Here is a 21,865-nt window from a genome sequence, read left to right as displayed (position 1 = left end):
GTGATTTCTTCTCATGTTTAATAAATAAAAGGCCGCAAGCGTGGCCTTTCAGAGGCAATCGGTATTAGCCTAAAGAAATTAAGCCGATTTCCACGAGGGCGGCTAATGTCAAAAGAATAAAGAGGATAACAACTATTGGTCTGTACATTTTTAAGGTTCCATCCTTGTGTGAAGTCCTGCCCATCGTGTCCGTTGTCATTTTCCATGGTAATGACGTGCTGTCGTTGATGCTCATCAAAGGGACGCAGCAGATTGAGGAAAATCTGCATTCAGGGTTGGAACCATTCAACGCTGTGTGGGTTGCGTGGCGGGGAGCTGTCGCCACTGGCGGATGTGCTCGATCAGGGCTCTGAGCTTGGGGGCCATATTGTGGCGCTGGGGAAAATAGAGATAAAAACCAGGAAAAGATGGAAGAAACGCATCCAGTAAGGAAACCAGCTGTCCTGATTCAATGTACGGTGTGAAGGTGTCCTCGGTGGCAAAGGTTATACCACCGCCGGCCAGCGCGAGGCTGAGCATAAGACGCAGATCGTTAGTGGTGATTTGTGGTTCAATTGCCACATCGAAAGGGACGCCTGCTTCCTCAAACTCCCAGCGATAGGGGGCAACGTCCGGGGAAGGGCGCCAGCCGATACACCGATGAGCGACCAGCTCACGGGGATGCGCCGGTGCGCTGTGTGTCGCCAGATAGGAAGGTGAAGCCACCACCCGTTCACGCTGCTGGCCCGTAAGGGGAATCGCGATCATGTCTTTTTCGATAACTTCGCCCAGTCTCACCCCAGCGTCATAGCCCGCTGCCACGATATCGAATTCCTCATCTGACACGAAGACATCAAGCGATACCGCAGGATGCGCTGCCGCAAACGAGGCGAGCAGTGGGCCAGAAAGAAACGCTTCCGCTATTGAGGTGACAGCGATCCTGAGCTGTCCGCGCGGCATGCTGTCCGAGGTGACATCGTCAAAGGCCGCCTCAATGTTGGCGATGGGCCCCAGCAACGATTTATGCAACCGTTCACCCGCTTCGGTGAGCCTTACCGAGCGCGTGGTGCGCATCACCAGCAGGGTCTGAAACCCATCTTCGAGACGTCTTATCCCCTGGCTGACAGCGGAACGGGTGATGCCCAGCCGCCCGGCGGCCGCGCTGAAGCTGCGCTCCTCGGCGACCGCCAGAAAAAGCGGTAACAAATTAAGATCAATTTTCATTGTTTAACATCGCTAACCAGTGAGTCCAGTAAAGGCAGGATACAAGAAACAATGTTGAGACTCTATGATTGCTTTGAACTCAACTGAAGGAGCAAAACATGAACAAAGTGATCTTAATTACCGGTGCCTCCAGCGGTATTGGAGAAGGTATTGCCAGAGAGCTGGGAAAGGCAGGCGCAAAGTTTTCCTGGGGGCACGCAGGCTGGAGCGCATCCACGCCCTGGCTGATGAAATCCGCAGCGCAGGAGGAGAGGCAGAGGCTCAGGTATTAGACGTTACCAGCCGCCAGTCTATGGCCGCCTTCGTTGAGGCAGCACGGGAAAAGTGGGGCCGCATTGACGTTCTTATTAACAATGCGGGCATTATGCCTCTGTCTCCGCTTTCGGCTGGCAAGCAGGATGAGTGGGAACGCACCATTGACGTGAATATTAAGGGGGTACTGTGGGGAATTGGCGCGGTTCTGCCGATTATGGAAGCCCAGAACTCGGGGCAGATCATTAATATTGGCTCGATCGGTGCCTTGTCCGTCGTGCCCACGGCCGCAGTTTATTGTGCGACCAAATTTGCGGTCCGGGCCATTTCCGATGGTTTGCGTCAGGAAAGTTCAAACATCCGCGTGACCTGCGTCAACCCCGGAGTGGTGGAAAGCGAACTGGCCTCGACCATTACGCACGAAGAAACCATGGCGGTGATGGATGCGTACCGGGCTATTGCTCTCAAACCAGCTGATATCGCTCGCGCCGTGCGCCACATCATCGAGGCGCCTGAGAGTGTCGATACCACCGAAATCACCATCAGACCTACGGCCTCCGCAAACTAACGTAGCGTGTCAGGCATCAGCCTGACCCGCTTCACTCTCTTACCACGGCTGTTCGGGCGGCATAATAAACAGCTCTGCCACGTTCACATGTTCCGGTGCCTGCAACACGTAAGGAATCGAGTCGGCGACATCATCGGCTTTCAGGAACGTCATCTTTTCCTTCAGCTGTTCCATCTGTGCACGATAATTTTTGTCACTGATATGCTCGAATAATTCACTTTCAACGGCACCCGGCTGAAGCGAGGTGACGCGAATGTTGAACTGAGGCGCCAGCTCCACGGACGGGGGGGTTATATGCCGCTGCCAATGGTCGAGGAAGATTTCGCAGCGGGAAAACGGGTTACGCTGAACGTGCAGATGCAGCCCGACGTTGGGACCGGTTTTTCCATGCGGGCAGTGCACCTGGAAGAACATCCGCCCGGCCAGGCCAGGTGCTGGTTCGTTAACACGCTGAAAGGCTGACATGCCGGGTATCAATAGCATCGTTGGGTAGCCAGCATTCATTGCTCAGGAGGGCTTTCCACTCTCTCATTGCGCTGGTTGGAACCCACGGTGTTACCGGCGCGATCCGAAATCTCATACTCAATGGTAACGTTATGCCTGGTGGTCGGTGTGACGGTGATGTCCTTGATCCTGCTGCCCGAATCGGGGGGAAGCGTGAGGCTTGTATTGCCTTTAGCCAGCACCCGACCATTTTGCTTCACCTGCCACTTCAGACGACACGCATCACAGGCGGACCAGGTGTCATTGATCGCCCACAGGCGAACCGTTGCTTCGCTTCCCTGACGCCACACCGCCGTCACGGGTTCAATCGACGGCAGAATGGGCTGATAGGCTTTTTGCAGGGCGTAGTAGCCCGCTTTCGGCTTACGCAGATAATCCACGACGCCCCAGTTGATGGAGGGCCAGGTTTCTACAAACATAAAGTGGAAGAGGGCAGTTACCGGCTGGTAGCGCTGCCGACGATAGCTCTCTGCCGCCATTGCCACCAGCTCTGCCTGGTAACGCTGGGTGTTGGCAATCATCTCCTGAATGGTATTGCCCCGCGGAATATTGGCAAATTTAAAGGTCTGGAAGGGCTGGAAGTTATGGTCTTTCCAGTGCGTCCAGCCGGGATCGTCGGCGGCGGTGCTTTTCGGCCACATCAGGCGGGCGGGAATGATGGTTTTCAAGGTTGAGAGTCGCGGTAGCGCCTGAGCGCCAAACTCCGTGATGATCGCGGTTTTGGCGGGGCCAAGAAGATCGCGCATGGTGCCAAAGTACCATCCGGCCCAGTAGTGTTCTTCCACCGCAGAAAAACGATGCACTATGCGCGAGGTATCTTGCGAAAGCGCGTCTCCGACGCGTTTCGTCAGCGTCTGGTTCAGGTTTTTATTCCAGTCGGGAAAGCGTTTTTCCATCCACGGTGAATTCCATGGCGGCTCGTTATGACCGCCCCAGACGATAATGGCCGGGGAATTACCAAACTGTTCAACCATCTCGCGGGTCTGTCGCACGGCATTATCCGCGAAGGCGTCGCTGTTATTGTAACCCCATTGCAGGGGGACATCCTGCCAGATCATCAGCCCCATTTCGTCAGCCACATCGTAAAGTGCCCGGCCTGCCACATGCGAGTGAACGCGTATCGCGTTGGCGTTCATTGCCTGCACCAGCCTGAAATCGCGGCGATATTTTTTGCGTGTCATGGTGCTAAGCCACGGGGAGCCGATGTAATTACTCCCTTTGATAAACAGGCGTTTGTCATTAAAGAGCCAGCCCTTGTTGTCAGGCTGCTTCACTATCTTGCGTAACCCGGTACGGGCAACTGCGGTATCCATCACTCCTTGCTTATCCGTCAGGGTTGCGCGCACTCGGTACAGGTTTGGCCTGCCATAGCCCACTGGCCACCAGAGCCTGGCGCCTTGCATTGGCAGCGTGACGCGAAGCGATTGCGGCTTTCCGTCCGTTCTCGCAAGGTTTACAGGGAATTCCTGCTTTACAGGCGGGCCCGTAAAATTGTCTGGCGTGGCCGACAGGCGCAAAGTTACGTCACCGGCAGACAACGCCCGGTAGCGGATCTCGGCGTGCAGCGCTGGTTTGCTCAGCCCTTCACGCCAGTCCGGACGCAGTATTACCTCGTCGATGGTCACTCCGCGGCTCAAATGTAGCTTTACCGGCGACCAGATCCCCCCGGAGTTGGCATCCTGGCCGTCCTCTGACCAGGCCCCGCCAGGGCGGGTATCGTGCTGGTTAAGTACGCCTTTAACCATCGTTTTATGCAGCGGCCAGATTGTTTTCGGATCTTCCCAGGGACTGTCCACCCGCACGGCGAGCTTATTGTGTCGCTGCAAAGCATCGCTTATGTCTACCGAGAAGCGCTGAAAATACCCCTCGTGATGGGCAAGATGCCTGCCGTTGAGCGTGACGTCGGCAAAATAGTCCACGCCATCAAAGACCAGGGTGGCCATGGTATCGGGCGCGCGCCTGGGCAGGGTAAATTCGTGCCGATACCAGAGGGCACCCTGATGATCGTATCCGGCGCTGTACCAGTTGGCCGGAACCGCAATCGATCGCCAGTCGCGGTCAGGCGCGCTGGCGCCATCAAAGGTGCTGAGGTTGGCGTCATGCACGCGCCACATTCCGGCCAGTGACCAGGTGACGGGCTGGCTGGCCTGGGCCAGCAGAGGGCTAATTGCCAGCAGCAGAAGAAGCCTGATCATCTTTAACCTCCTGTGCTCTGCGGCGCAGCCAGGCCGCAGAGCGTCTGGCCTCCTCGATAAGCTCGCCATGTAAAACGCTCAGCCCCGTCTGGTTCAGCGAGACCGCCTGACTCTCCAATTGCTGGAGCACTTCTGAAAGACGAATGAAACCGAGGGTGACGGCTTCGCCGCGAAGCTTATGAGCGGCCCGCCGCAGGGCATCGCGGTCATTATGCGCAATGTTCAGCGCCATGGCTGCCACCGCCTCGTCAAGACCGTTGCCGAACAGCGCCAGCAATTCATTAACCAGTTCAGGATCGTCCGCGCACTGTTTTAACAGCTGTGCCTCATCCGGCAGACCCTTATCTTCTCCGGCGAGAACATGGGCTATCTCCTCCCTGAGCGCCTCCTGACTTACCGGCTTGGCAATATAGCCGTCGAAGCCCATTGCCAGACAGCGCGCCTTGTCACCCTGCATGGCATGGGCGGTCATCGCGATGGCGGGCTGGTGGCTACGCCCCCGCGTCAGTGTCTCCTCACGAAGCAGGCGAATGGCCGTTTCACCGTCCATTTCTGGCATTTGCAAGTCAACCAACATCAAATCCCAGGACTGTTCACGCCAGCGTTCGAGGGCCTCACGGCCATTGGATACCACTTCGCAACGGTGGCCGAGCTGCTCCAGCAGGCGTCTGGCGACTTTCTGATTCACCAGGTTGTCCTCGGCCAGAAGAATGTGAAGTCCGCCCTGCGCCGGTACAGGCGAGGTGACGGGAGAGGGAGAAAGAGAAGGGGGCGATGCCAGATGTGGAGCGGGTGCCAGGACGCTGGCTATGGTTTGATAGAGTTCACGTTGGGCAACCGGCTTATGCAAATAGTGGGCAACCCCGATGCGCTTGAGCATATTGGCATCGAAATGGCGGCTCATGGAACTGAGCATAATGATGTGGCTTTGCTCGGCCTGCGGCATAACAGAGAGCTCAATGGCCAGCGATACACCGTCCATATCCGGCATCTGGGCATCCAGCAGGATCAGCGGCCAGTATCCCCTTTTTGCGGTCAGGCTTAACGCTTCCCCGGCGTTGTTAACACAGGTCGGTGTCAGACCCATCTGGCGAAGCATGGTGTCCAGCAGCCGCAGGTTGGTACTGTTGTCGTCTACCACCAGTACCGATTCGCCGTTAAAGCGTGCTACAGGAGCATCGGTTGCTGAGACAGCCAACTGACCTTCCAGTGGCAACGTAAAAGCAAATTCGCTGCCTTCACCCGGCTCGCTCTGAACCGTTAGCTCTCCGCCCATAAGACTTACCAGGCGGGCAGAAATGGTCAGTCCGAGGCCAGTACCGCCGTAGCGGCGGGTGGTAGAGCTATCGGCCTGGCTGAACGCCTCGAAAATGGCTTTTTGTTTCTCCATCGGGATGCCAATGCCGCTGTCGCGTATGCGAAAACGCCAGTGCCCTTCACTTTCTGTAGGCTCTATTGCCAGCATAACCTCACCGTGATGGGTGAACTTCAGCGCGTTGCCCAGGAGATTAGTCAGAATTTGACGTAGTCGGGGACCATCAACGATGAGCACTTCCGGCACCCCCGGAGCGATATCCACCAGCAGTTCAATGCCTTTTTCGCTGGCGGAGGGCATATGCGGGCGGATGAGCGACTGCACAAAGGGGCGGATTTCCAGCGGCTCTGTATCGACGGTCATCTTACCTGACTCAATGCGTGAGAAATCGAGAATGTCATTGATGATATGCAGCAGTGACTGCGCTGAACTCATCACCAGAGAAAGATATTCACGCTGTTCGAGGGTGAGCTGTGTATCGAGGCAGAGCTGAGTCATGCCCAGAATGCCGTTCATCGGGGTGCGAATTTCGTGGCTCATGTTGGCGAGAAATGCACTCTTCGCCTCGTTGGCCTCCCGGGCCACTTTCGCCGCTTCAATGGCTAACAACTCGGCCTCCTTGCGGCGGGTGATGTCCTGTAGGGTGCCGATCACCCGTTCGGCCTGCTGCTGCATACTGAGGGTGACCACCTGTCCCGAAACCAGCATCCAGCGCCAGCCCTGCGTCGCGTGTTGCACGCGAATCTCACTTTCAAACACCGGCATGTGCTCCTGCCTGGAGGCGATCATCGCGTTGCGCAGGACGGCACGATCCTCTTCATGGACCAGATTCAGTAAAAAGCGCAGCGGGTAGTGCAGCTGCGTACGTGACTGACCCACCATCGCCAGCAACGTATCGTTCACCTCCAGGCTGTCGTGAGAGACCTGCCAGTTCCAGATGCCGATCTGAATGGACTCTGCGGTCAGTAAAAAATCATCGTGCAGCTGCTGGCGCGAGCGCTGGGCGTCGTCAAGCTCGGTAATATCGGTATGCAGGCTGAGAATGCCGCCATCGGCGAGACGCTGATGCTGCACGTAGAGCCGCCGGTTTCCCGACTGCCGCACCTCTCGATGGCTTGACTGACGGCAGTTGCGAACGATCGCTTCACGCAGGGTCCGGCGGCGGGTGGAGTCGATGTTATAACCCGCATCAATAAATTTCTCCGCCAGGCTCTCGAGGGAAGCGCCGGCGATCAGCCAGGGGGCGATCACCGGGTAAAAGCGCGATATCTGGTCATTCCAGGCCAGCAGATGCTCGGCGGGATCGTAAATCATCACCCCCACAGGCAGCGCGTTGAGATCGAAACGGGATGTGGCTCGCATGGTTACTCACCTCTGGCCTTATAGTGCAGCTCCGCCTGGCGGCGCAGATACTCCAGCCCGGGGGCAATTGCCATCGCCCAGGCTGTGAGGATCTCTTCATCGCAAAGTGGATCGCAGGCGCGCACGGTCCTGAGCATTGCCTCCCGCCAGAGGCCGAAAAATCGCGGTGGCAGGCCTAGTCCTTCATCACTCTGCTCCCGCGCCAGGCGTTCCAGAAAATCGGGTACAAACAGCGCACCGTCAACGGCAAGCATGGCGAAAAAGCTCTTGAAGATCGTCTGCTGGCCATCTCCGCCCTGGTCCCGGGCAAAGTGCTGTTCTGTCTCCGGTGACATATGGACAAACGTTTCCCAGAACGTTTCAAAAAAGTGCCGTTTATCATTTTCCGGCAGGACGCGGTTCAGGCTGGCGTCAAAGAGATCGCGATAAAATTTCATGGTGCGGCCCTCAAGGCACGTTCGCCGGGCAGACAGAGGCCGGGCGGATTGAAAGGATCCGACGTGCGGCGGGCAAAATAGCCATCATTCTTCACAAGGCCGTTTTCAAACAGCGGTCCGGCGTTGTGTTTGTACAGCAGCGCTTCCAGCACCATGGCGTTCGTCGAGAGGGTTAGCGTCGGGTTGATATCGCCGGTGGCCTCAACGCGGCCCTCAAACCAGCCCTGTTGCGGGTTATTCAGGTGTCGGGTTATAGCCATCAGGGCATCGGTATATTCGTTTTCCCACAGCGTCCAGAGCATGAAGACCGCTTTGGTGGTCACCTGTGCCAGCCGGGGATAGCTTTTACCGTCATCGCCCAACGTATTCCAGGCGTAACCATTTCCCCAGACGGTGTCCTCGACGTGCCATGGCGCCTGAGAGAGGTAAAAATCGGCGCGTGCGGTGAGTATGCCGTCGTGCTCCCAGCGCGTTTTTTGGCTGAGCCATACTCCTTCGCCCCGGGCGCGCAGCCTTTTTTGAATATCGACGGCCACTCCGGGAGCCTGCCAGCCAAACTCCAGACCCGGGAGCATCGCGGGGAGGGTGGAGAGCAGCGATGGCTGCCAGGTTGTTCTTGGATCGCGCGCGTCAACGGCGAGGCTGCGCTGGTACATGATGACGTTCTGGGAAGGCGGGGAAAATGCCTTGCCCGCCGGGAATCCCCACAGCCGAAACGCGCTGGCGGCATATTCGCTTTCACCCAGCCGCAGTTCGTCGCGTACCAACAGCTGTTCGTTCTGCTCGGACGCAGACCACAGCTCCCCGTCTTTATCCACCACCGGACAAAAATTCCAGCGCAGGATGATTTTTTCCAGATATTCGCGGTACTCAGGTGCTCGCTCGGCAGTGAGACGCAGGGCCAGCATCAGCCGCGCCATATCTTTCGCCGACCATCCGCGCTGCGCCGGTTTTCCTGTGAAATCGATGGGCGTGGCCGTACGGCTGGAATAGAGTCTGCCTGGCGTGCGGGTTTCGGTCAGCGTCAGGCGATTGAGTGTTCCGAGCAGGCGCGTCAGCCGTGCATCAAACTCGGCCGCCTGGATCAGACCCAGCTCGCGAGCTGCCAGCAGGGCGATAAGCGTATCGCCCATTTGCCACAGCGTAACGCGTGGCTGTTTATCGCTACCGTTGACCAGCCCTGTCTGAGGCTGTGTGTTATTCTCAAAATAGCGCCAGGCGATACCCGCCCACTCCCGCTCCTGTGGGGTCAGGCTACTGATGCGAGCGGTGGTGTGCCAGCCGCCTTTGGTCAGCCAGCGCCACCCTGCGCTTTCGCAGCTGAACAGGGCGAAGGCGATAATAAGAATGAGGACGGCGGCAGCCAGCCAGCGGGCTAAGGTCTTAAGCATTGTGCGGTCACCGGCGGCAGTTTCACAGGCTCGTCCGTATTACAGGTAGCACATTGACAGGCCTGGCAAGCGGGTTTGGTGCGCAGAGTGGTCCCGGTTTGTTCACACCATGTCTTCACTGCGGGCGTACTGTTCAGGAATGGACGGTTGCGCGAGGCATTATTAGGCTCAAAGAGATCCACCAGCTTTTTTTCCCACAGGGAAGGGGCAAAGTGGGGATCTTTGGGATTATCGCTGTTGAACTGCAACAGCTTGCCCTCTTTTTTGAACAGCAATGCTTCAAGCATGATGCCGTTGTTATTGGCCGTGAATTCTTTGATGGGGCCGTCGCCGTTTTCGTACAGCCCTTCATAGTAGCCTTTGCCCGCCTCGTTGGCGTTTTCAATGGCGTCCAGCAGGCGGTCGGTATAAGGCGAATTCCAGAGAACCCACATCCCGAGCGCCGCTTTCAGAGAGACGGCGGCCGTATTGGGAACGTACACGCCTTTATCGGTGATGGTGTTCCAGTTGAAGCCGTCGCTAAAGACGGTGTCGTAGACGAAGTAGGGTGACTGATCGAGTTGATGCTCAGAGCGAGCAGATAAAATACCGGTGATGGCGTAGCGATTCTCCTGAGCCTGGTAAACCCTGTCGGCGAAGTTTTTCATCCACGGATGGGTGTAGTCACGCGGGCTGTTTTCCCTGTCCGTCGGTTTGTCGAAACCAAATTCGAGGCCGTAAAGCACATAGGATTCGGTTACGACGTAATTATGCTGGCTGGTAAGGCGCGGATCGCGCGAGTCATAAGGCACCATTACGCAGTAGATCTCAGCCAGCTCGTAGGGCTGAGGCTGGCTGGCCTGACAGGTGCCAAAGCCCCACAGCGCAAAGCCCGCTGCACCATACTCTTCGTAGCCCAGCCGCCCCTCCTGCACGTACTTTGGCTGGCCATTTTCCAGGTAGGCTCCGTACATCATTCCACAGGGGTTGATGACGTTGGTGAAGTTCCATCCCAGCAGCACGTTATCAATGCTGTTGCTGTATTCCGGATAGCGCTCCTTAATGACCTTCAGCCAGATCAACATCCTGCCGATGTCCAGCGCCGAGAAGCCAATCTCGCCAGGTTTGTTCTGGTAGTTAACCTTCTGACCTGTGATGGTGTTATAGGCTTTATTGGGCAGTTCGTTGCGGAATAAATCCAGTTTGTTCAGGGTAGCGAGTAATTTCAGCATTCTGCGATCGAACTCAGCTTTATCAATAATCCCCAGCTCCCTTGCGGCCGTCATCGCGGCCATATAAGAGGCGCTGTCCCACATAGTGGTTGAGGGGTATTTATTAACGGCATTTACCAGGCCGGTTGTGGGCTGATAGTTAGCAACGAAATATTGCCAGGCGTTTTTGGCAATAGTCATCTCGCGAGGCGTGAGTTCGCCGCTACGCGGTGGGTAATCAGAAGCGGGAAGTCCAGCCGCTGCCTGTGCCGCAGAGAGTGAGAGCCAGCACGCCACAAGCCCGGCCAGAAGAGGAAAAAAGAGTATTGATTTCAGCTTCATGGCTTCGCTCCTGCTGAAGAGGTTTGGGGAGTGGCGGGGCCAGGGCAGGCCAGACAAAGCATCTGACCGTGGGCAATGTACGCCAGGCTTTCGAGGACGACCGCATTGGTATCGGCATCAACGATCTCGTTCACGCTGCTGTTGAGGTTAAGCCCGCGCTGCCAGCCCTTGCCTGGTACCTGTAGCTTTTGCACCTGCTGGCGCAGTGCTTCGCTCCAGCCGTTGCGGAACAGGGCGTACCAGGCAAAGGCGGTGCGGGTCGAAGTCATCGCCGTTTGCTCCGGCGTGGCGTCAAGCAGAGCGCTATTTTGCAGCGGCTGGCGATTGGGCAGATCGTTGACGTAATCCGGCGCGGGCTCGGCGTAATCGGTGCTGATCGGCGGCTTGCGGACCCGAAGGCTATGTCGACGCTGTTGGATCTGCATTATGCGCCATGTGATTTCTGCGCTCTGCGCATCAAAACCCAGCTCAAGCCCCGTTAATAAATAGGGAAGGCTGATAAGCGAAGGTTGGCGACCCCACGGCGTACGCAGCCCCTCGTCGGGCACCATTATTCCGTCGATGTCGATCATCTGCTGCCCTTCTGGTGGATTCGTCACGGCCAGTCCCGCCGCGCTGTCGATCAGCCGAAGCGTATGGCTTGCATAAAGACGATAGCCGAAGCTGTTTCTCGGCTCGTCCGTCGCCAGCGCCCAATGGTGGAGCGGGACCGCGGCCTGGCTGGTGGTGTTATTGGCAATCAGGGCGCCCATCTTCCAGCGATCGAGCAGATTGCGTACGGCGCCAGCGTGCTGAGGATAGCGCCACAGCAGAGTTTGCAGGGCGTTAAGCAGGCGGCCCATGCCGATAGCCGAGGCGTCCGGTTTGCCCAGGGTCTCCAGCGTGTCGGCATGGTAATAGGCGGCGGGCAGCCCCTGAGGATTGAGTGGAAGGCTTGCGAGGGCCGCCAGTGCGGCCGCGATGCGTTCATCAAACTCCTCGGAAGTAAGAACGTTGAGCTGCCTGGCGGCTGCAACCGCAAAAAGATAGCTGCCGGTGCTCCACAGGCTGAGCCAGGGTTCGCCGTCGTGCGCGTTGGCCAGGCCATTCGGCTGCGTGTTGTTCACATAATATTGCCAGGCCACCCGCGCCCAGATGGCTTCTTCGAATGTCAGTTCACGCGGAGCGGGCAAGGGTGGGAAATCGTTACTCAGCGATATCCCTGCGCTGCTCTCAACGCGTGTCGGCATCTGTTTTTCAACCCAGACGACAATAGCGAATCCCAGCAGAAAGCCGAGCAGAATGGTGAGGTAGCTGCGGGCTGACAAAAGTGCGTCGCGTTTTCTCATTCGCTCACCTCTTCTTCAGCCGGAGTCCACATGGCGGCGAAGATCAGCGGCAGCATGGCGGCAATGTTGACTGCACCCCAGAAGATATTGATAACGTAGCCGGACGGATCGTCAACCTGCCCACGTGCAACCTGAATACCGCCCCAAATCAGCCCCGCCAGCGTGAGCACGACGATGGCGATTTGCGGTTTCACCAGGTATAGAAACCGTCCCGTCTGCCTCTCTTTGGGGGTAACGTGGAATTTGATCTGCTCTCCGCGCAGGACTGTGTTGAGCGCGCGCAAATTCATGGAGAAGAATGAGAGATACGATGCTCTGCCATCCCAGGCTGATATTCCCCAGGTGCCGAACATAAACGCCAGCTCCGAAACAATAAAAAAGGGCAAAAAATGAAGATAAAAGGGTTCAGACCAGGCTGATACAGGCGGAATGCCGGTAAACAGGTAAACAATGGGCGATATCAGGAAAACAGTGTTCCACACGCAGGCCAGATAGGACCAGAAGGTGGTGGCGTACATCAGCGTTTGCGGCAAAGAGAGCTTAAAACGGCGGCGGCTGAAAATATTGTCATGGAACAGAATATCCAGTGAACCCGCGGCATATTTGAAGCGCTGGATCATCCACGTCAGCATATCCTGCGGTGAGAGCATTTTCGATTCGATCCGCGGGTGCATTACCGAGCGCCAGCGGCGGGCGGCATCGCCGTGGAGCAGGATGGAGGTATAAATATCTTCTGAAACGTGAAATTTATAGGGCGTGAGTTCCGTGTCGAAGGCCACGTGAGGGCGCATGGCGTCCTGAAGGGTTTCGCGCATGACCGGATCGCGTATATCCCGCGTGTGGCGATCGATCTCTTCTTCAACCGTCCAGACGTAGCTGCGCAGCGCTGCCTGCATTACCGCTTCGCGCCTGTGGACAGAGGCCGCACCGCAGCAGAAGGCGGCGTTGGCCCAGTTTCGCCGTCGCAGAATGACGTCATAAAACATGCGCGGATCGTTAAAAAAGGGATCGCGGCCGATGGTTACTGGCCCGATGAACTTCTGGGCGAGCCATCCCAGCCCGTATCCCGTTTTGCCCGCTTTTCGCCCAAGCCAGCGCGCGAGGTTTTCCCCCTCCGGCAGGTCGAAGAACCACTGCGGTGTCTGAACCCAGGCCACGTCAGGGTCACGAAAGTAGCCCAGCGTGTGGCTGAGCAGAGTGGGGAAGACCCGGGTATCGGCATCGCAAATGATCAGGAAATCACCGTCGGTTTGCTCAAGTCCGTTTCGCAAGTTACCGGCCTTAAAGCCAATATTGGTCTGGCGGGAGATGTAGTTTGCGCCTTCCTGATCGCAGACGGCTTTCATCTCCGGACGCCGGCCATCATCGAGCACGTGCACCTTGTAGTCCAGCGGGCCGGGGTAATCCATCTTCATGGCGTCCCGAATTGAAAGCCTGACCAGCTCAACATCTTCTGAATAGGTTGCGATAAAAAGATCGACCTTGATGGGTCTTGAGGCTTCCGCGTCTTCGGAGCGCAGGCAATCATTGATCTCAATCGGGGGCGGATTTTGCGGCGGATCGTCTTCTTTCCACAGGTTTATGGTGAATAGCACTGTGCCGATCCAGGCCAGGGTTTCAGCCAGCACCAATGGAATGGCATACCACAGCGCGTCGGTATTTAAGGAAGCTGTCCAGCGCCAGTAAATATAATTAGCGCCTAAAATCAGCGAGGCAACCGCCAATACCTGCCATGTTAACATGACCCATCGCGGTGTCTTAAGCGGTTCAGGCGGCTGGCGATGTTCAAAACGGGTAAAATAAAAATCCATAGAGAAGGATATCCTGTTTCCACGATAGTTATTAATTACAGACCCGTTACTGACAGGGAGCGCAAAACGGAAAATAACGTCCGTAAACAAAAAGTAAAGTAAGTGTAGATGGCGGAGGAAATAATTCCAGAGAGGTTAAAACTCGATTGTTTACACGCGCTAAAATAACTGTTAACTACGCTTAATAATATTTGAAGCGTTATCAAAAATTGCCAGATGCTTTTGTTTACGCTATCTAAATAAAATACAAGAAACTTTTTAGCATGGAGAACGCGACGCCCCATGAGCCAGATTGCGCCTGTGCTTATAAATAAAGACGTTGAAAAACCAACGACATGGCGTTACATCGCGTCGGATAAACGTGATTTACGTATTGATTTTATGCGCGGTATCGCCTTAGTGATGATGGTGGTGGCGCACACGGAAGTGATGTCGATATTTAATATATTTACCTGGGAAAGGTTTGGTCTGGTCACCGGCGCTGAGGGTTTTGTGATCCTTTCAGGATTTATGCTGGGAATGTTAAACCGTGTAAGATTGCAAAAAGCAGTATTGTTGACTATATCCTGGGGGCTTTATCTGCGTGCATGGAAAATATATCGGATAAATATCATCATTATTCTTTCATTTTTACTGTTAGGATATCTGCCGTTTATTAACGTCTTTGAGGTGACCCATTTTACCGATCGTTACTCAGGTACAACCTGGTCACTGTATCCGGTGACGCCGCAAATTAAAGAAACCTGGTTTAACATTGTCCTCTACCTGCAAATTGGCCCTCATCAAACGCAAATCCTTGGGCTCTATATTTTTCTTCTGCTGTTAAGCCCCCTGTTTTTGGGGATGCTCCAGAAAGGATACGTCTACTGGCTGCTGGGTTTATCGTTGCTCGTCTACGGCGGCTGGCAGATGTGGCCGGTACGCGCTACGCCGTCTCAGTTTGAATTCGCGTTTCCGCTGCTGGCCTGGCAGTTTATTTTCGTGCTGGGTATGTGCAGCGGTTGGTACAAAGAGGATTTGATCTCTTTTGCCCGTACGCCCGCCGGTAAGGTCGTGCTCGTGGCGCTGGTGATAATTGCGCTGCTTCTTGGCTTTATCGCCCAGAACCATACCAACCCGTTTATGCCGCCCGCACTGCTAATGCACAGCCTCTCGCCGGAGGACTTCAACGCTTTTTATCATACCTGGGCGGCAAAAAATGGCCTTGGGCCCGTCAGGGTACTTAACGATATCTGTCTGATGGTGACCGTCTATTTGGTGCTGACCTGGTGCTGGCTGCCCCTGTATCGCCTCGCAGGCTGGTTTCTTATTCCGCTGGGTCAACATTCGCTTTATACCTTTATTTTGCATGTCTACGTCGTATTTCTGGTAAGCCAGTTCGTCACGTTCGATCTGTGGCGCCAGGACTGGATAGTGAACACCTTCATTCACGCTGCGGCGCTGGGCGTGCTGTGGCTGATGGCGAAATATAACGTCGCCGCGCGCTGGATACCTAACTAAGGAAGGGCTGATGCGGGATAAATTTTTGCTGACCTGCGCACTGCTGTGCGTTGCCACTGGCGCAGAGTCGGCGCCGAAGGACGATGCGGATTCACTACGTGACAAGAACGGCGAGCCGGTGCAGGCTGGCGTGTTCACCAGCCGCTGGGGTCGCCTGTTCTCCGGTAATGAAGACGTCTTCTCTGGCGCGCTGAGCTTTAGTTCGGGACTAAAAGAGCAGTGGATGACTATTCCTAACAGCTCGGACACCGCAGAGCAGAAACGTAAATACAACCAGACGCTTAATCTCAGCCTGCAATACTCACCCTACAGTTACTGGTTTGCGAACGTGACATCGCGTTTGCCGGTGACGGACACCAGCCGCTACACGGCCGATTTTCGTTACAGTTTTGGCTATGATGACTGGCATGCCAACACTTTCAGCCTGGTGTACAGCAATTACGGGGATAACCGCTTCTGGACGTCAGGAAACCGTCGCCACACCTATTTTGAGCAGGGGGCCGTGACGCTGGCGTATAAATTTTCACTGCCGAAACCGATAGAGAATACGCTCCTGATTAACAAAGGCGACTCTATCATTTGCCAGATGGGCTACAGCTGGGTTCCGCGTTATTACGATCTGGACAGCAACGATATCCGCAAAAACAAGAACGTGGTATTGGGCGGGTGTGGTTATACCTTGAAGCAGCACTTCTTCGTGCGCGCCACGGCGTTCTGGTTTCCGGACAGCAGCCAGCAACAGCCCTGGAACGGCGACTACAGCTATAGTTTTGGCTATGCGGGTTATACGCCAGGTTCATTCTCTGTTCAGTATGCTAACTACTCCGGCACCCGTTACCCCGGTCACCAGAGCGGCAGCGGTAAATTCCGGGAAGGCACCGTCAGCGTCATCTGGTTCTTACCGCTTTAGGAGGGCGTATGTTGTCACAGCACGTCCTGATAGTTGAAGACTCACTGGTTTATCGTCGCCTGCTTAGCCGAATGCTGACGCAGTGGGGGTATACCGTCTACGAGGCGGAGAACGGCGTTGCCGCGCTTGAGATCCTCGAAAACCAGCCAGTCAGCCTGGTGATCAGCGACTGGGATATGCCGGAAATGGATGGCCTGACGTTGTGCCGGGAGGTTCGCAGCCGTCAGTTCGGACATTATGTTTATTTAATTTTGCTTACCGCACGCGAAGAGCCGGGCGATCTGACGGTGGGGTTTGACGCCGGTGCGGATGATTTTCTCAACAAGCCGGTCGAGCAGAGTGAGCTACGGGCGCGATTGCACGCGGGGGCACGGGTTCTGTCCCTTGAGGCCACGCTTGCTACGCGTAATGCACGCCTCAGTGAGGCGTTAAGGCAGATAGAGCAAGACCTTGAAGTGGCGGCGCGGATCCAGCAGTCGGTTCTGCCTGCGCATCAGTTGCGTTACCGGGATTACTTTGCAGACTGGATTTTTTTGCCGTCAGCCTGGGTGTCCGGCGATATTTTCAATGTCTTCCCGCTGGACAATCACCTGGGATTCTACTGTGTAGATGTGTCGGGGCACGGCGTTGGTGCGGCGATGATGTCACTTGCCGTGGCCCGTCAGTTTCTGCATGGCAGGGCGGTAGAGCGTTTTCTGTTTGCAGACGATAGCGACGTTGCCTCCCCTGCGGAAGTCGTTCGGATCCTGAATGGTCGCTTTTGCAGCGAAGAGGTTGAGATAATGAGTTATTTCACCATGATTTACGGTGTTATCGACCTGACAACAGGTGAAGGCAAGCTTTGCCAGGCCGGGCATCCTACGCCGTTCATTGTGAACCCTGGCGGCGAGGTCAGGACGGTAGGTGAAGGCGGCGCGCCGGTAGGATTGATGCCGGATCTCAGCTGGTCAGACGTAAGCTTCTCGCTGGCGCCGGGTGAGCGCCTCTGCCTGTTTAGCGATGGCATCACCGAGTGTGAAAATCCTGACAACGAACAGTTTGGTCAGGCTCGTTTGCAGCGTCGGCTTCAGGATGACGCCACGCTCGCACTGGAACGGCTCTTACCGCAGTTTGCGCAGCATCTTATACGCTGGCGCAGCGGAAAATACCGTGAACAGCAGGCCATGGCGGACGATGTTTCCTTATTAGTGATTGAGCGTACAGGAGTAAACGATGAACATTGATACAGACCGACTGGACGACGTAAACATTATGACGCCTTCGGTGCGCCGACTGGACGCCTCGGTGGCGGCGGTATTTAAGGAAGCTATTGCCCGGGAGATTGGGGTGGATCGTAAAGCCCTGATAGTCGATTTCAGCAAAATCGATTTTATCGACAGCAGCGGCCTTGGCGCACTGGTTTCCCTGCTGAAGATGATGAATGGTAAAGGTGAAATGATGCTGTGTGCGCTGAACCCCGGTATACGCAACATGTTCACCCTGACCCGTATGGATCGCATATTTCGCATTTGCCCGGATCGCGCTACGGCACTTTCGCATCTAAATCAGTGAGTTGACTGTGGCTAACGACATTACTTTTCCCGCCACGTTAACCTCCGTCTCGCCGCTTGCGGCATGGCTTGAGCGTCAGATGGCTTCGCTGTCCGTTAGCGATGACTGGCGCTTTGCGCTCGATCTCGCCGCCTGTGAAACGGCTACCAACATTATTCGTCATGCGCTACATGAGGATCCGGAACGTTGCTTCACCGTGGAGTTCATCGTTACCGTCTCGGACGCGGCGCTGCGTTTTACGGACGATGGCGATAAATTTCCCGCTGAACGTCTCGCGGCGGTGCGTGACGACGCGACGTTCGATGCCTCTCTTTTGGCTGAAAGCGGCAGAGGACTGAAACTCATTTTGTTGTATGTGGATAATTTCACGGTAGAAAATATTGCAGGGAAAAATATCACCGTTCTGGAGAAGAGGATGGTCGGATAATTGTGACGTTTAAGAAGGTCCGATCAGGGCTGTATGTGGGTATTCACAATGGCGCAGTGATCAATCTGCGCCAGTATCGTGATGACGAGCACAAGCCCAGTCAGGCCTCCGCCAGCCATTTTGCCAGTATCGCACCGGCCCGACGGGCCGTGGCTGGCAGGATGTCGGCATCCGCCACGTAGCCATCAGGATCGATACAGCGATTGTGTTCTCTCGCCTCGTGCAGGATCGCCTCGTCCCAGTAGAGGCGCTTACGCTGATCGCCCCGGGTCGTCAGAATAAACTCCACATTGCCATCAACCGCGCGGTAGCGGCGCCAGCTGTTTGCCGGAATGGAGATCACCGAACGTTCCGGGGCGATAATGCTGACTTCCTTACCCGCCTCGTTCCAGGTCACCTCCAGCTGGCCTTTAAATACCATGATCACCTGAATATCCGGGCAGAGATGGCGACCGACAATGTGGTCGTCAGCAAGACGCAACCATTCGACGGAAAAACCGTGCGGGCTCAGGATAGCGGGAGCGGAATCCCGATCCTGTGAAATGCCGAAACCGATAACCGGCGCAATTTCGCCGCCGTGTCCCGGCAGCACCGAATCCAGCAGTCCCTGTGCTGACCAGCGGCGGTCATCGCCGGTTACCGCACGCTGGCGCATCTCCTCAACGCTGTAGTCACGCAGACCGGCAATATATTGCTCTGACAGCGGCGTCAGCAGCGCGGCGGGATCGGGCGTTGGCTCACCTGGCTCCTGCGCAATCAGCATATTATCCTTGCTGAGATACATACCGTACTCGCTGGCGGCCGCCAGCACTGACGGGTGCCAGATGATGCCGCCCGTGTTGTCCCCGCCGAGCACGGTAAATACCATGCCGCAGGTATCTTCTTTACTGACGTTGGTGAAACCGCGGAAGATCCAGGTCGGTATTGAGAGGATGGTGGGCGCGCTAAATTCAGCTTCATGCTCGCCGTTGGCGCCCCAGCGAAAACGCCACGTCCCTTCATGGATCAGGAACACTTCTGCGGTGAAATGCAGATGCAGGTTATTCGTCACCCCTTTTGGCATAGCCGCCGCGCCAATGTTAAAGCCGTGCGGCTCGGGAATATTGACGACCTGCTCGCTGGACTGGGTTACACCCGGGCCGATGAAGGAATAGTTTTGTTTGAGATGCGAGCCGGGCAGCTTGCAATCAATAAAAGCAAGATTGCAGGAGACCATATCGTCGGGGGCGATTAACCGTGTTCGTGCCTGGCTCTGGGTAAGATGGATAGTTTTCATCATTTCTCCTTTTAATAACCGGATGCACCGGTGGTAGGGATGGCGTTGCCGCGGGCGAGGGCAATGGCTTCACGTGAGGCGCGACCCAGCTGCATAACGTCGTTTGCAGGGGTAACAAACTGGAAACCCTGAGCAATACGCGCTGCCGCGGCCGCGCCGGAAGTGCAGAAAATACCGGCAATCTTTTGCTGCTGGCGGCAGCAGTGAATCACCCGCTCAATAGCAGCAAGCATTTCGGGATGTTGGGATTCGGCGCTGGCACTGCCGGTCAGCGTCAGCGAGAGATCGTTGGGGCCAATAAACACACCGTCCAGCCCTTCGGTATCAAGGATGGCGTCAAGATCCGCCAGCCCTTGGCGGGTTTCGATCATTGCCAGCGTCAGGATCTCGTCGTTGGCGTGCTGTGGATAATCGCTGCCGCCATAGAGTAGACCTCTGGCCGGACCAAAGGAGCGAACCCCCAGCGGTGGATAGCGACAGGCCGCGACAAAACGGCGAGCCTGTTCCGCGCTGGAGATCATCGGGCAGATTACGCCGTAGGCTCCTGCGTCTAATACGCGCATGATTTGCGCCGGATCGTTATCTGCCACCCGCACCAGCGGCACGGCAGGCGTGGCCGATAGCGCCTGTAGCATCGACAACGCGCTGGCAAAATCAATCATGCCGTGCTGCAAATCGACGGTGACGGCGTCGTAACCCTGATGGCCCATAATTTCCGCGCTATACCCGGAGGGGATTGCCAGCCAGCCGTTAACGATCGGGGTATTTTCCAGAAATGCGGTCTTTAAACTGTTTTTGCGCACTGTATGCACTCCGTTATCCACTGACGCAGCAGCGGCGCGATCTCATCCGGGGTTTCCAGCGGAATAAAATGCCCGCCAGCCTCCACCGTATGCCTGGTCACGTTCGCATTGCCTGCTGCCAGTAGTTGATGATGATGAGGCGTGCAGATAACGTCCTGCGCGCCGTTTAGAAGTAATGTGGGGCAGGCGAGGGCGTTAAACGCAGTCCGGTTGTCCTGCCGGTGAATGGCCATTTCCGTTTGCCCGGCAAAGGTCTCAATGCCGCACTCTTGCGCCATTCGGCAAATAGTCTCTTGCAGGATCCGATCGGACAGACGTGACGGGGCGACATAGCTCTGCCACAGCGAGGAGACCAGCCAGTCGGCCAGGCCATGCGCCTGGGCGGTGTGTACCGCTTCCCGGCGTGAAGCGAGGGTGTCTGGCGCAACGGGCAACGGATTAACGGAAATCAGCGTCAGCCCGTTCACTCTTTCTGGCGCGTCGGCGGCCATTTGCAGCGCGACAATCGCGCCGAGCGAAAAGCCCGCCAGCAGAAAGCGCGGCGGCAGAACCTTTAATAACCGCCGTGACGCCTGCGGCGCGGACTCTGCGCCCGTCAGCGTGATGCACAGCACCGCTGAGATGTTCAGCCTTTCAATGACGGGCTGCCAGAGCCGGACGTTACACAGGGTGCCACCAAGCAGCACCAGCGGCAGATCGGTATTGTCCAGAAGCGGATATTCCATTGCATCCCTCACGTAGCCGTCCAGCCGCCGTCAACCATCAGGGCACTGCCGGTGATCAGCCCGGCGGCGTCTGAGGCGAGGAACACCACCGGCCCCATAATGTCCTCCAGCCTGCCTAACCGGCGCAGCTTGATATTGTCCAGCACGTAGTGGCGGAACGCCGGATCGGCAAGCGACGAACGCGTCAGGTCGGTTTCAATGAAGGTCGGGCACAGCGTATTGACGCGGATCCCCGCATCGCCCAGCTCCAGCGCCATCGTTCGGGTTAACCCTTCTAGCGCGAATTTGGAAGCGCAGTACACGCTACGCTCGGGGCCGCCAACGTGTCCCATTTGCGATGAGATGTGAATAATCGCTCCTCCCTTACTGCCCGCCCGCATTCTGCGCGCCACGCGCTGGCTGACAAAAAAGGTGGCGCGCAGGTTAAGTGTCATCACCGCATCGAAATTGTCCTCGTTCACCTCAAGAAACGGCTGGTGGCGGGCCAGCCCGGCACTGTTCACCAGAATGTCGGGCGTGGGCAACGTCGCCAGCACACGCTCCACCTCCTGAGCGTCGGTAATATCCAGTTCCAGCGGGTGGAATGCGAGCCTGTGTTCCGCTGCCAGACCTGCGGCATGCGCCAGCGCCTCGCGGCCCCGGGCGGCAATCCAGACCTCTGCCCCTGCCTGTGCGAGGGCGACGGCGGCAGCGAAGCCAATCCCTCTTGACCCGCCGGTCACCAGCGCGCGTTTGCCGTGCAGGGTGAAAGAGGGCGTTTGCAAAAGCGTCATGG

18 protein-coding genes and 1 pseudogene are annotated in these 21,865 nt (G+C 56.4%); 6 read left to right on the top strand and 13 right to left on the bottom strand.

The window, feature by feature from the left end; translation table 11 throughout:
• Positions 1–285: 285 nt before the first annotated feature.
• A complete protein-coding gene (locus ACOTZD_RS04490) occupies positions 286–1,203 on the bottom strand; it encodes a LysR family transcriptional regulator (protein ID WP_023323641.1) in 918 nt (305 codons plus the stop codon).
• Between the two features lie 98 nt (positions 1,204–1,301).
• Here ACOTZD_RS04490 and ACOTZD_RS04485 point away from each other — a divergent pair.
• Positions 1,302–2,023, top strand: a pseudogene (locus ACOTZD_RS04485) (SDR family oxidoreductase).
• 39 nt (positions 2,024–2,062) lie between these two features.
• Here ACOTZD_RS04485 and ACOTZD_RS04480 read toward each other — a convergent pair.
• Genes ACOTZD_RS04480 through ACOTZD_RS04445 form a run of 8 tightly spaced genes read right to left on the bottom strand, consistent with a single transcriptional unit; the run spans position 2,063 to position 13,898 of the window.
• On the bottom strand, positions 2,063–2,488 hold the full coding sequence (locus tag ACOTZD_RS04480; protein ID WP_058658379.1) for a hypothetical protein: 426 nt from the start codon (positions 2,486–2,488) through the stop codon (positions 2,063–2,065).
• A 35-nt stretch (positions 2,489–2,523) separates the two neighbouring features.
• The gene (locus tag ACOTZD_RS04475) at positions 2,524–4,722 is read right to left on the bottom strand and encodes a glycosyl hydrolase 2 galactose-binding domain-containing protein (protein ID WP_421636252.1); all 2,199 of its coding nucleotides are present in this window, start codon (positions 4,720–4,722) and stop codon (positions 2,524–2,526) included.
• Positions 4,691–7,399 carry a response regulator gene (locus ACOTZD_RS04470; protein WP_048241976.1) on the bottom strand — a complete coding sequence of 903 codons (2,709 nt, stop codon included), beginning with the start codon at positions 7,397–7,399 and terminating at the stop codon, positions 4,691–4,693. The genes ACOTZD_RS04475 and ACOTZD_RS04470 overlap by 32 nt, the downstream gene beginning before the upstream one ends.
• A 2-nt stretch (positions 7,400–7,401) precedes the next feature.
• The gene (locus ACOTZD_RS04465) at positions 7,402–7,836 is read right to left on the bottom strand and encodes a globin (protein WP_022651691.1); all 435 of its coding nucleotides are present in this window, start codon (positions 7,834–7,836) and stop codon (positions 7,402–7,404) included.
• A complete protein-coding gene (locus tag ACOTZD_RS04460; RefSeq protein WP_023323636.1) occupies positions 7,833–9,227 on the bottom strand; it encodes a DUF3131 domain-containing protein in 1,395 nt (464 codons plus the stop codon). The genes ACOTZD_RS04465 and ACOTZD_RS04460 overlap by 4 nt, the downstream gene beginning before the upstream one ends.
• The gene (locus tag ACOTZD_RS04455; RefSeq protein WP_032609971.1) at positions 9,212–10,759 is read right to left on the bottom strand and encodes a DUF3131 domain-containing protein; all 1,548 of its coding nucleotides are present in this window, start codon (positions 10,757–10,759) and stop codon (positions 9,212–9,214) included. The genes ACOTZD_RS04460 and ACOTZD_RS04455 overlap by 16 nt, the downstream gene beginning before the upstream one ends.
• Positions 10,756–12,087, bottom strand: coding sequence for a DUF3131 domain-containing protein (locus ACOTZD_RS04450; RefSeq protein WP_003862249.1), 1,332 nt, complete (start codon positions 12,085–12,087; stop codon positions 10,756–10,758). The genes ACOTZD_RS04455 and ACOTZD_RS04450 overlap by 4 nt, the downstream gene beginning before the upstream one ends.
• A complete protein-coding gene (locus tag ACOTZD_RS04445; RefSeq protein ID WP_058658377.1) occupies positions 12,084–13,898 on the bottom strand; it encodes a glycosyltransferase family 2 protein in 1,815 nt (604 codons plus the stop codon). The genes ACOTZD_RS04450 and ACOTZD_RS04445 overlap by 4 nt, the downstream gene beginning before the upstream one ends.
• 282 nt (positions 13,899–14,180) lie before the next feature.
• Between ACOTZD_RS04445 and opgC the strand changes: the two genes are divergently transcribed.
• The 5 genes from opgC to ACOTZD_RS04420 are packed head-to-tail and all read left to right on the top strand — an operon-like array spanning position 14,181 to position 18,286.
• Complete coding sequence (opgC, locus tag ACOTZD_RS04440) at positions 14,181–15,398, top strand: OpgC domain-containing protein (protein WP_003862253.1); 1,218 nt, start codon at positions 14,181–14,183, stop codon at positions 15,396–15,398.
• A 10-nt stretch (positions 15,399–15,408) separates the two neighbouring features.
• Positions 15,409–16,308, top strand: a complete 900-nt coding sequence (locus tag ACOTZD_RS04435; RefSeq protein WP_058647809.1) for a hypothetical protein — start codon at positions 15,409–15,411, stop codon at positions 16,306–16,308.
• An 8-nt stretch (positions 16,309–16,316) separates the two neighbouring features.
• The gene (locus ACOTZD_RS04430; RefSeq protein WP_032609966.1) at positions 16,317–17,531 is read left to right on the top strand and encodes a PP2C family protein-serine/threonine phosphatase; all 1,215 of its coding nucleotides are present in this window, start codon (positions 16,317–16,319) and stop codon (positions 17,529–17,531) included.
• The gene (locus tag ACOTZD_RS04425; protein WP_003862258.1) at positions 17,521–17,859 is read left to right on the top strand and encodes an STAS domain-containing protein; all 339 of its coding nucleotides are present in this window, start codon (positions 17,521–17,523) and stop codon (positions 17,857–17,859) included. Before ACOTZD_RS04430 ends, ACOTZD_RS04425 begins: the two co-directional genes overlap by 11 nt.
• Before the next feature lie 7 nt (positions 17,860–17,866).
• Positions 17,867–18,286, top strand: coding sequence for an ATP-binding protein (locus ACOTZD_RS04420; RefSeq protein WP_022651685.1), 420 nt, complete (start codon positions 17,867–17,869; stop codon positions 18,284–18,286).
• Between the two features lie 100 nt (positions 18,287–18,386).
• On the opposite strand, the gene ACOTZD_RS04415 is transcribed toward ACOTZD_RS04420, so the two are convergent.
• From ACOTZD_RS04415 to ACOTZD_RS04400, 4 genes are read right to left on the bottom strand one after another with little or no spacing between them, the layout of a single operon-like run.
• Positions 18,387–19,562, bottom strand: coding sequence for a hypothetical protein (locus ACOTZD_RS04415; protein ID WP_048209485.1), 1,176 nt, complete (start codon positions 19,560–19,562; stop codon positions 18,387–18,389).
• An 11-nt stretch (positions 19,563–19,573) separates the two neighbouring features.
• Positions 19,574–20,365: an HpcH/HpaI aldolase family protein gene (locus tag ACOTZD_RS04410; RefSeq protein WP_022651683.1), complete on the bottom strand. Its 792-nt coding sequence runs from the start codon at positions 20,363–20,365 to the stop codon at positions 19,574–19,576.
• Positions 20,347–21,090: an alpha/beta fold hydrolase gene (locus ACOTZD_RS04405; protein WP_045346147.1), complete on the bottom strand. Its 744-nt coding sequence runs from the start codon at positions 21,088–21,090 to the stop codon at positions 20,347–20,349. Before ACOTZD_RS04405 ends, ACOTZD_RS04410 begins: the two co-directional genes overlap by 19 nt.
• Positions 21,091–21,098: 8 nt before the next feature.
• Entirely contained in the window at positions 21,099–21,863 is a 765-nt protein-coding gene (locus ACOTZD_RS04400) for an SDR family NAD(P)-dependent oxidoreductase (RefSeq protein ID WP_022651681.1), read from the bottom strand.
• Between the last annotated feature and the right edge of the window lie 2 nt (positions 21,864–21,865).

The organism is Enterobacter cloacae complex sp. SHL022, assembly GCF_049237785.1.
GTDB lineage: Bacteria > Pseudomonadota > Gammaproteobacteria > Enterobacterales > Enterobacteriaceae > Enterobacter > Enterobacter hormaechei_C.
This window is presented reverse-complemented; position numbering and strand designations above follow the sequence as displayed.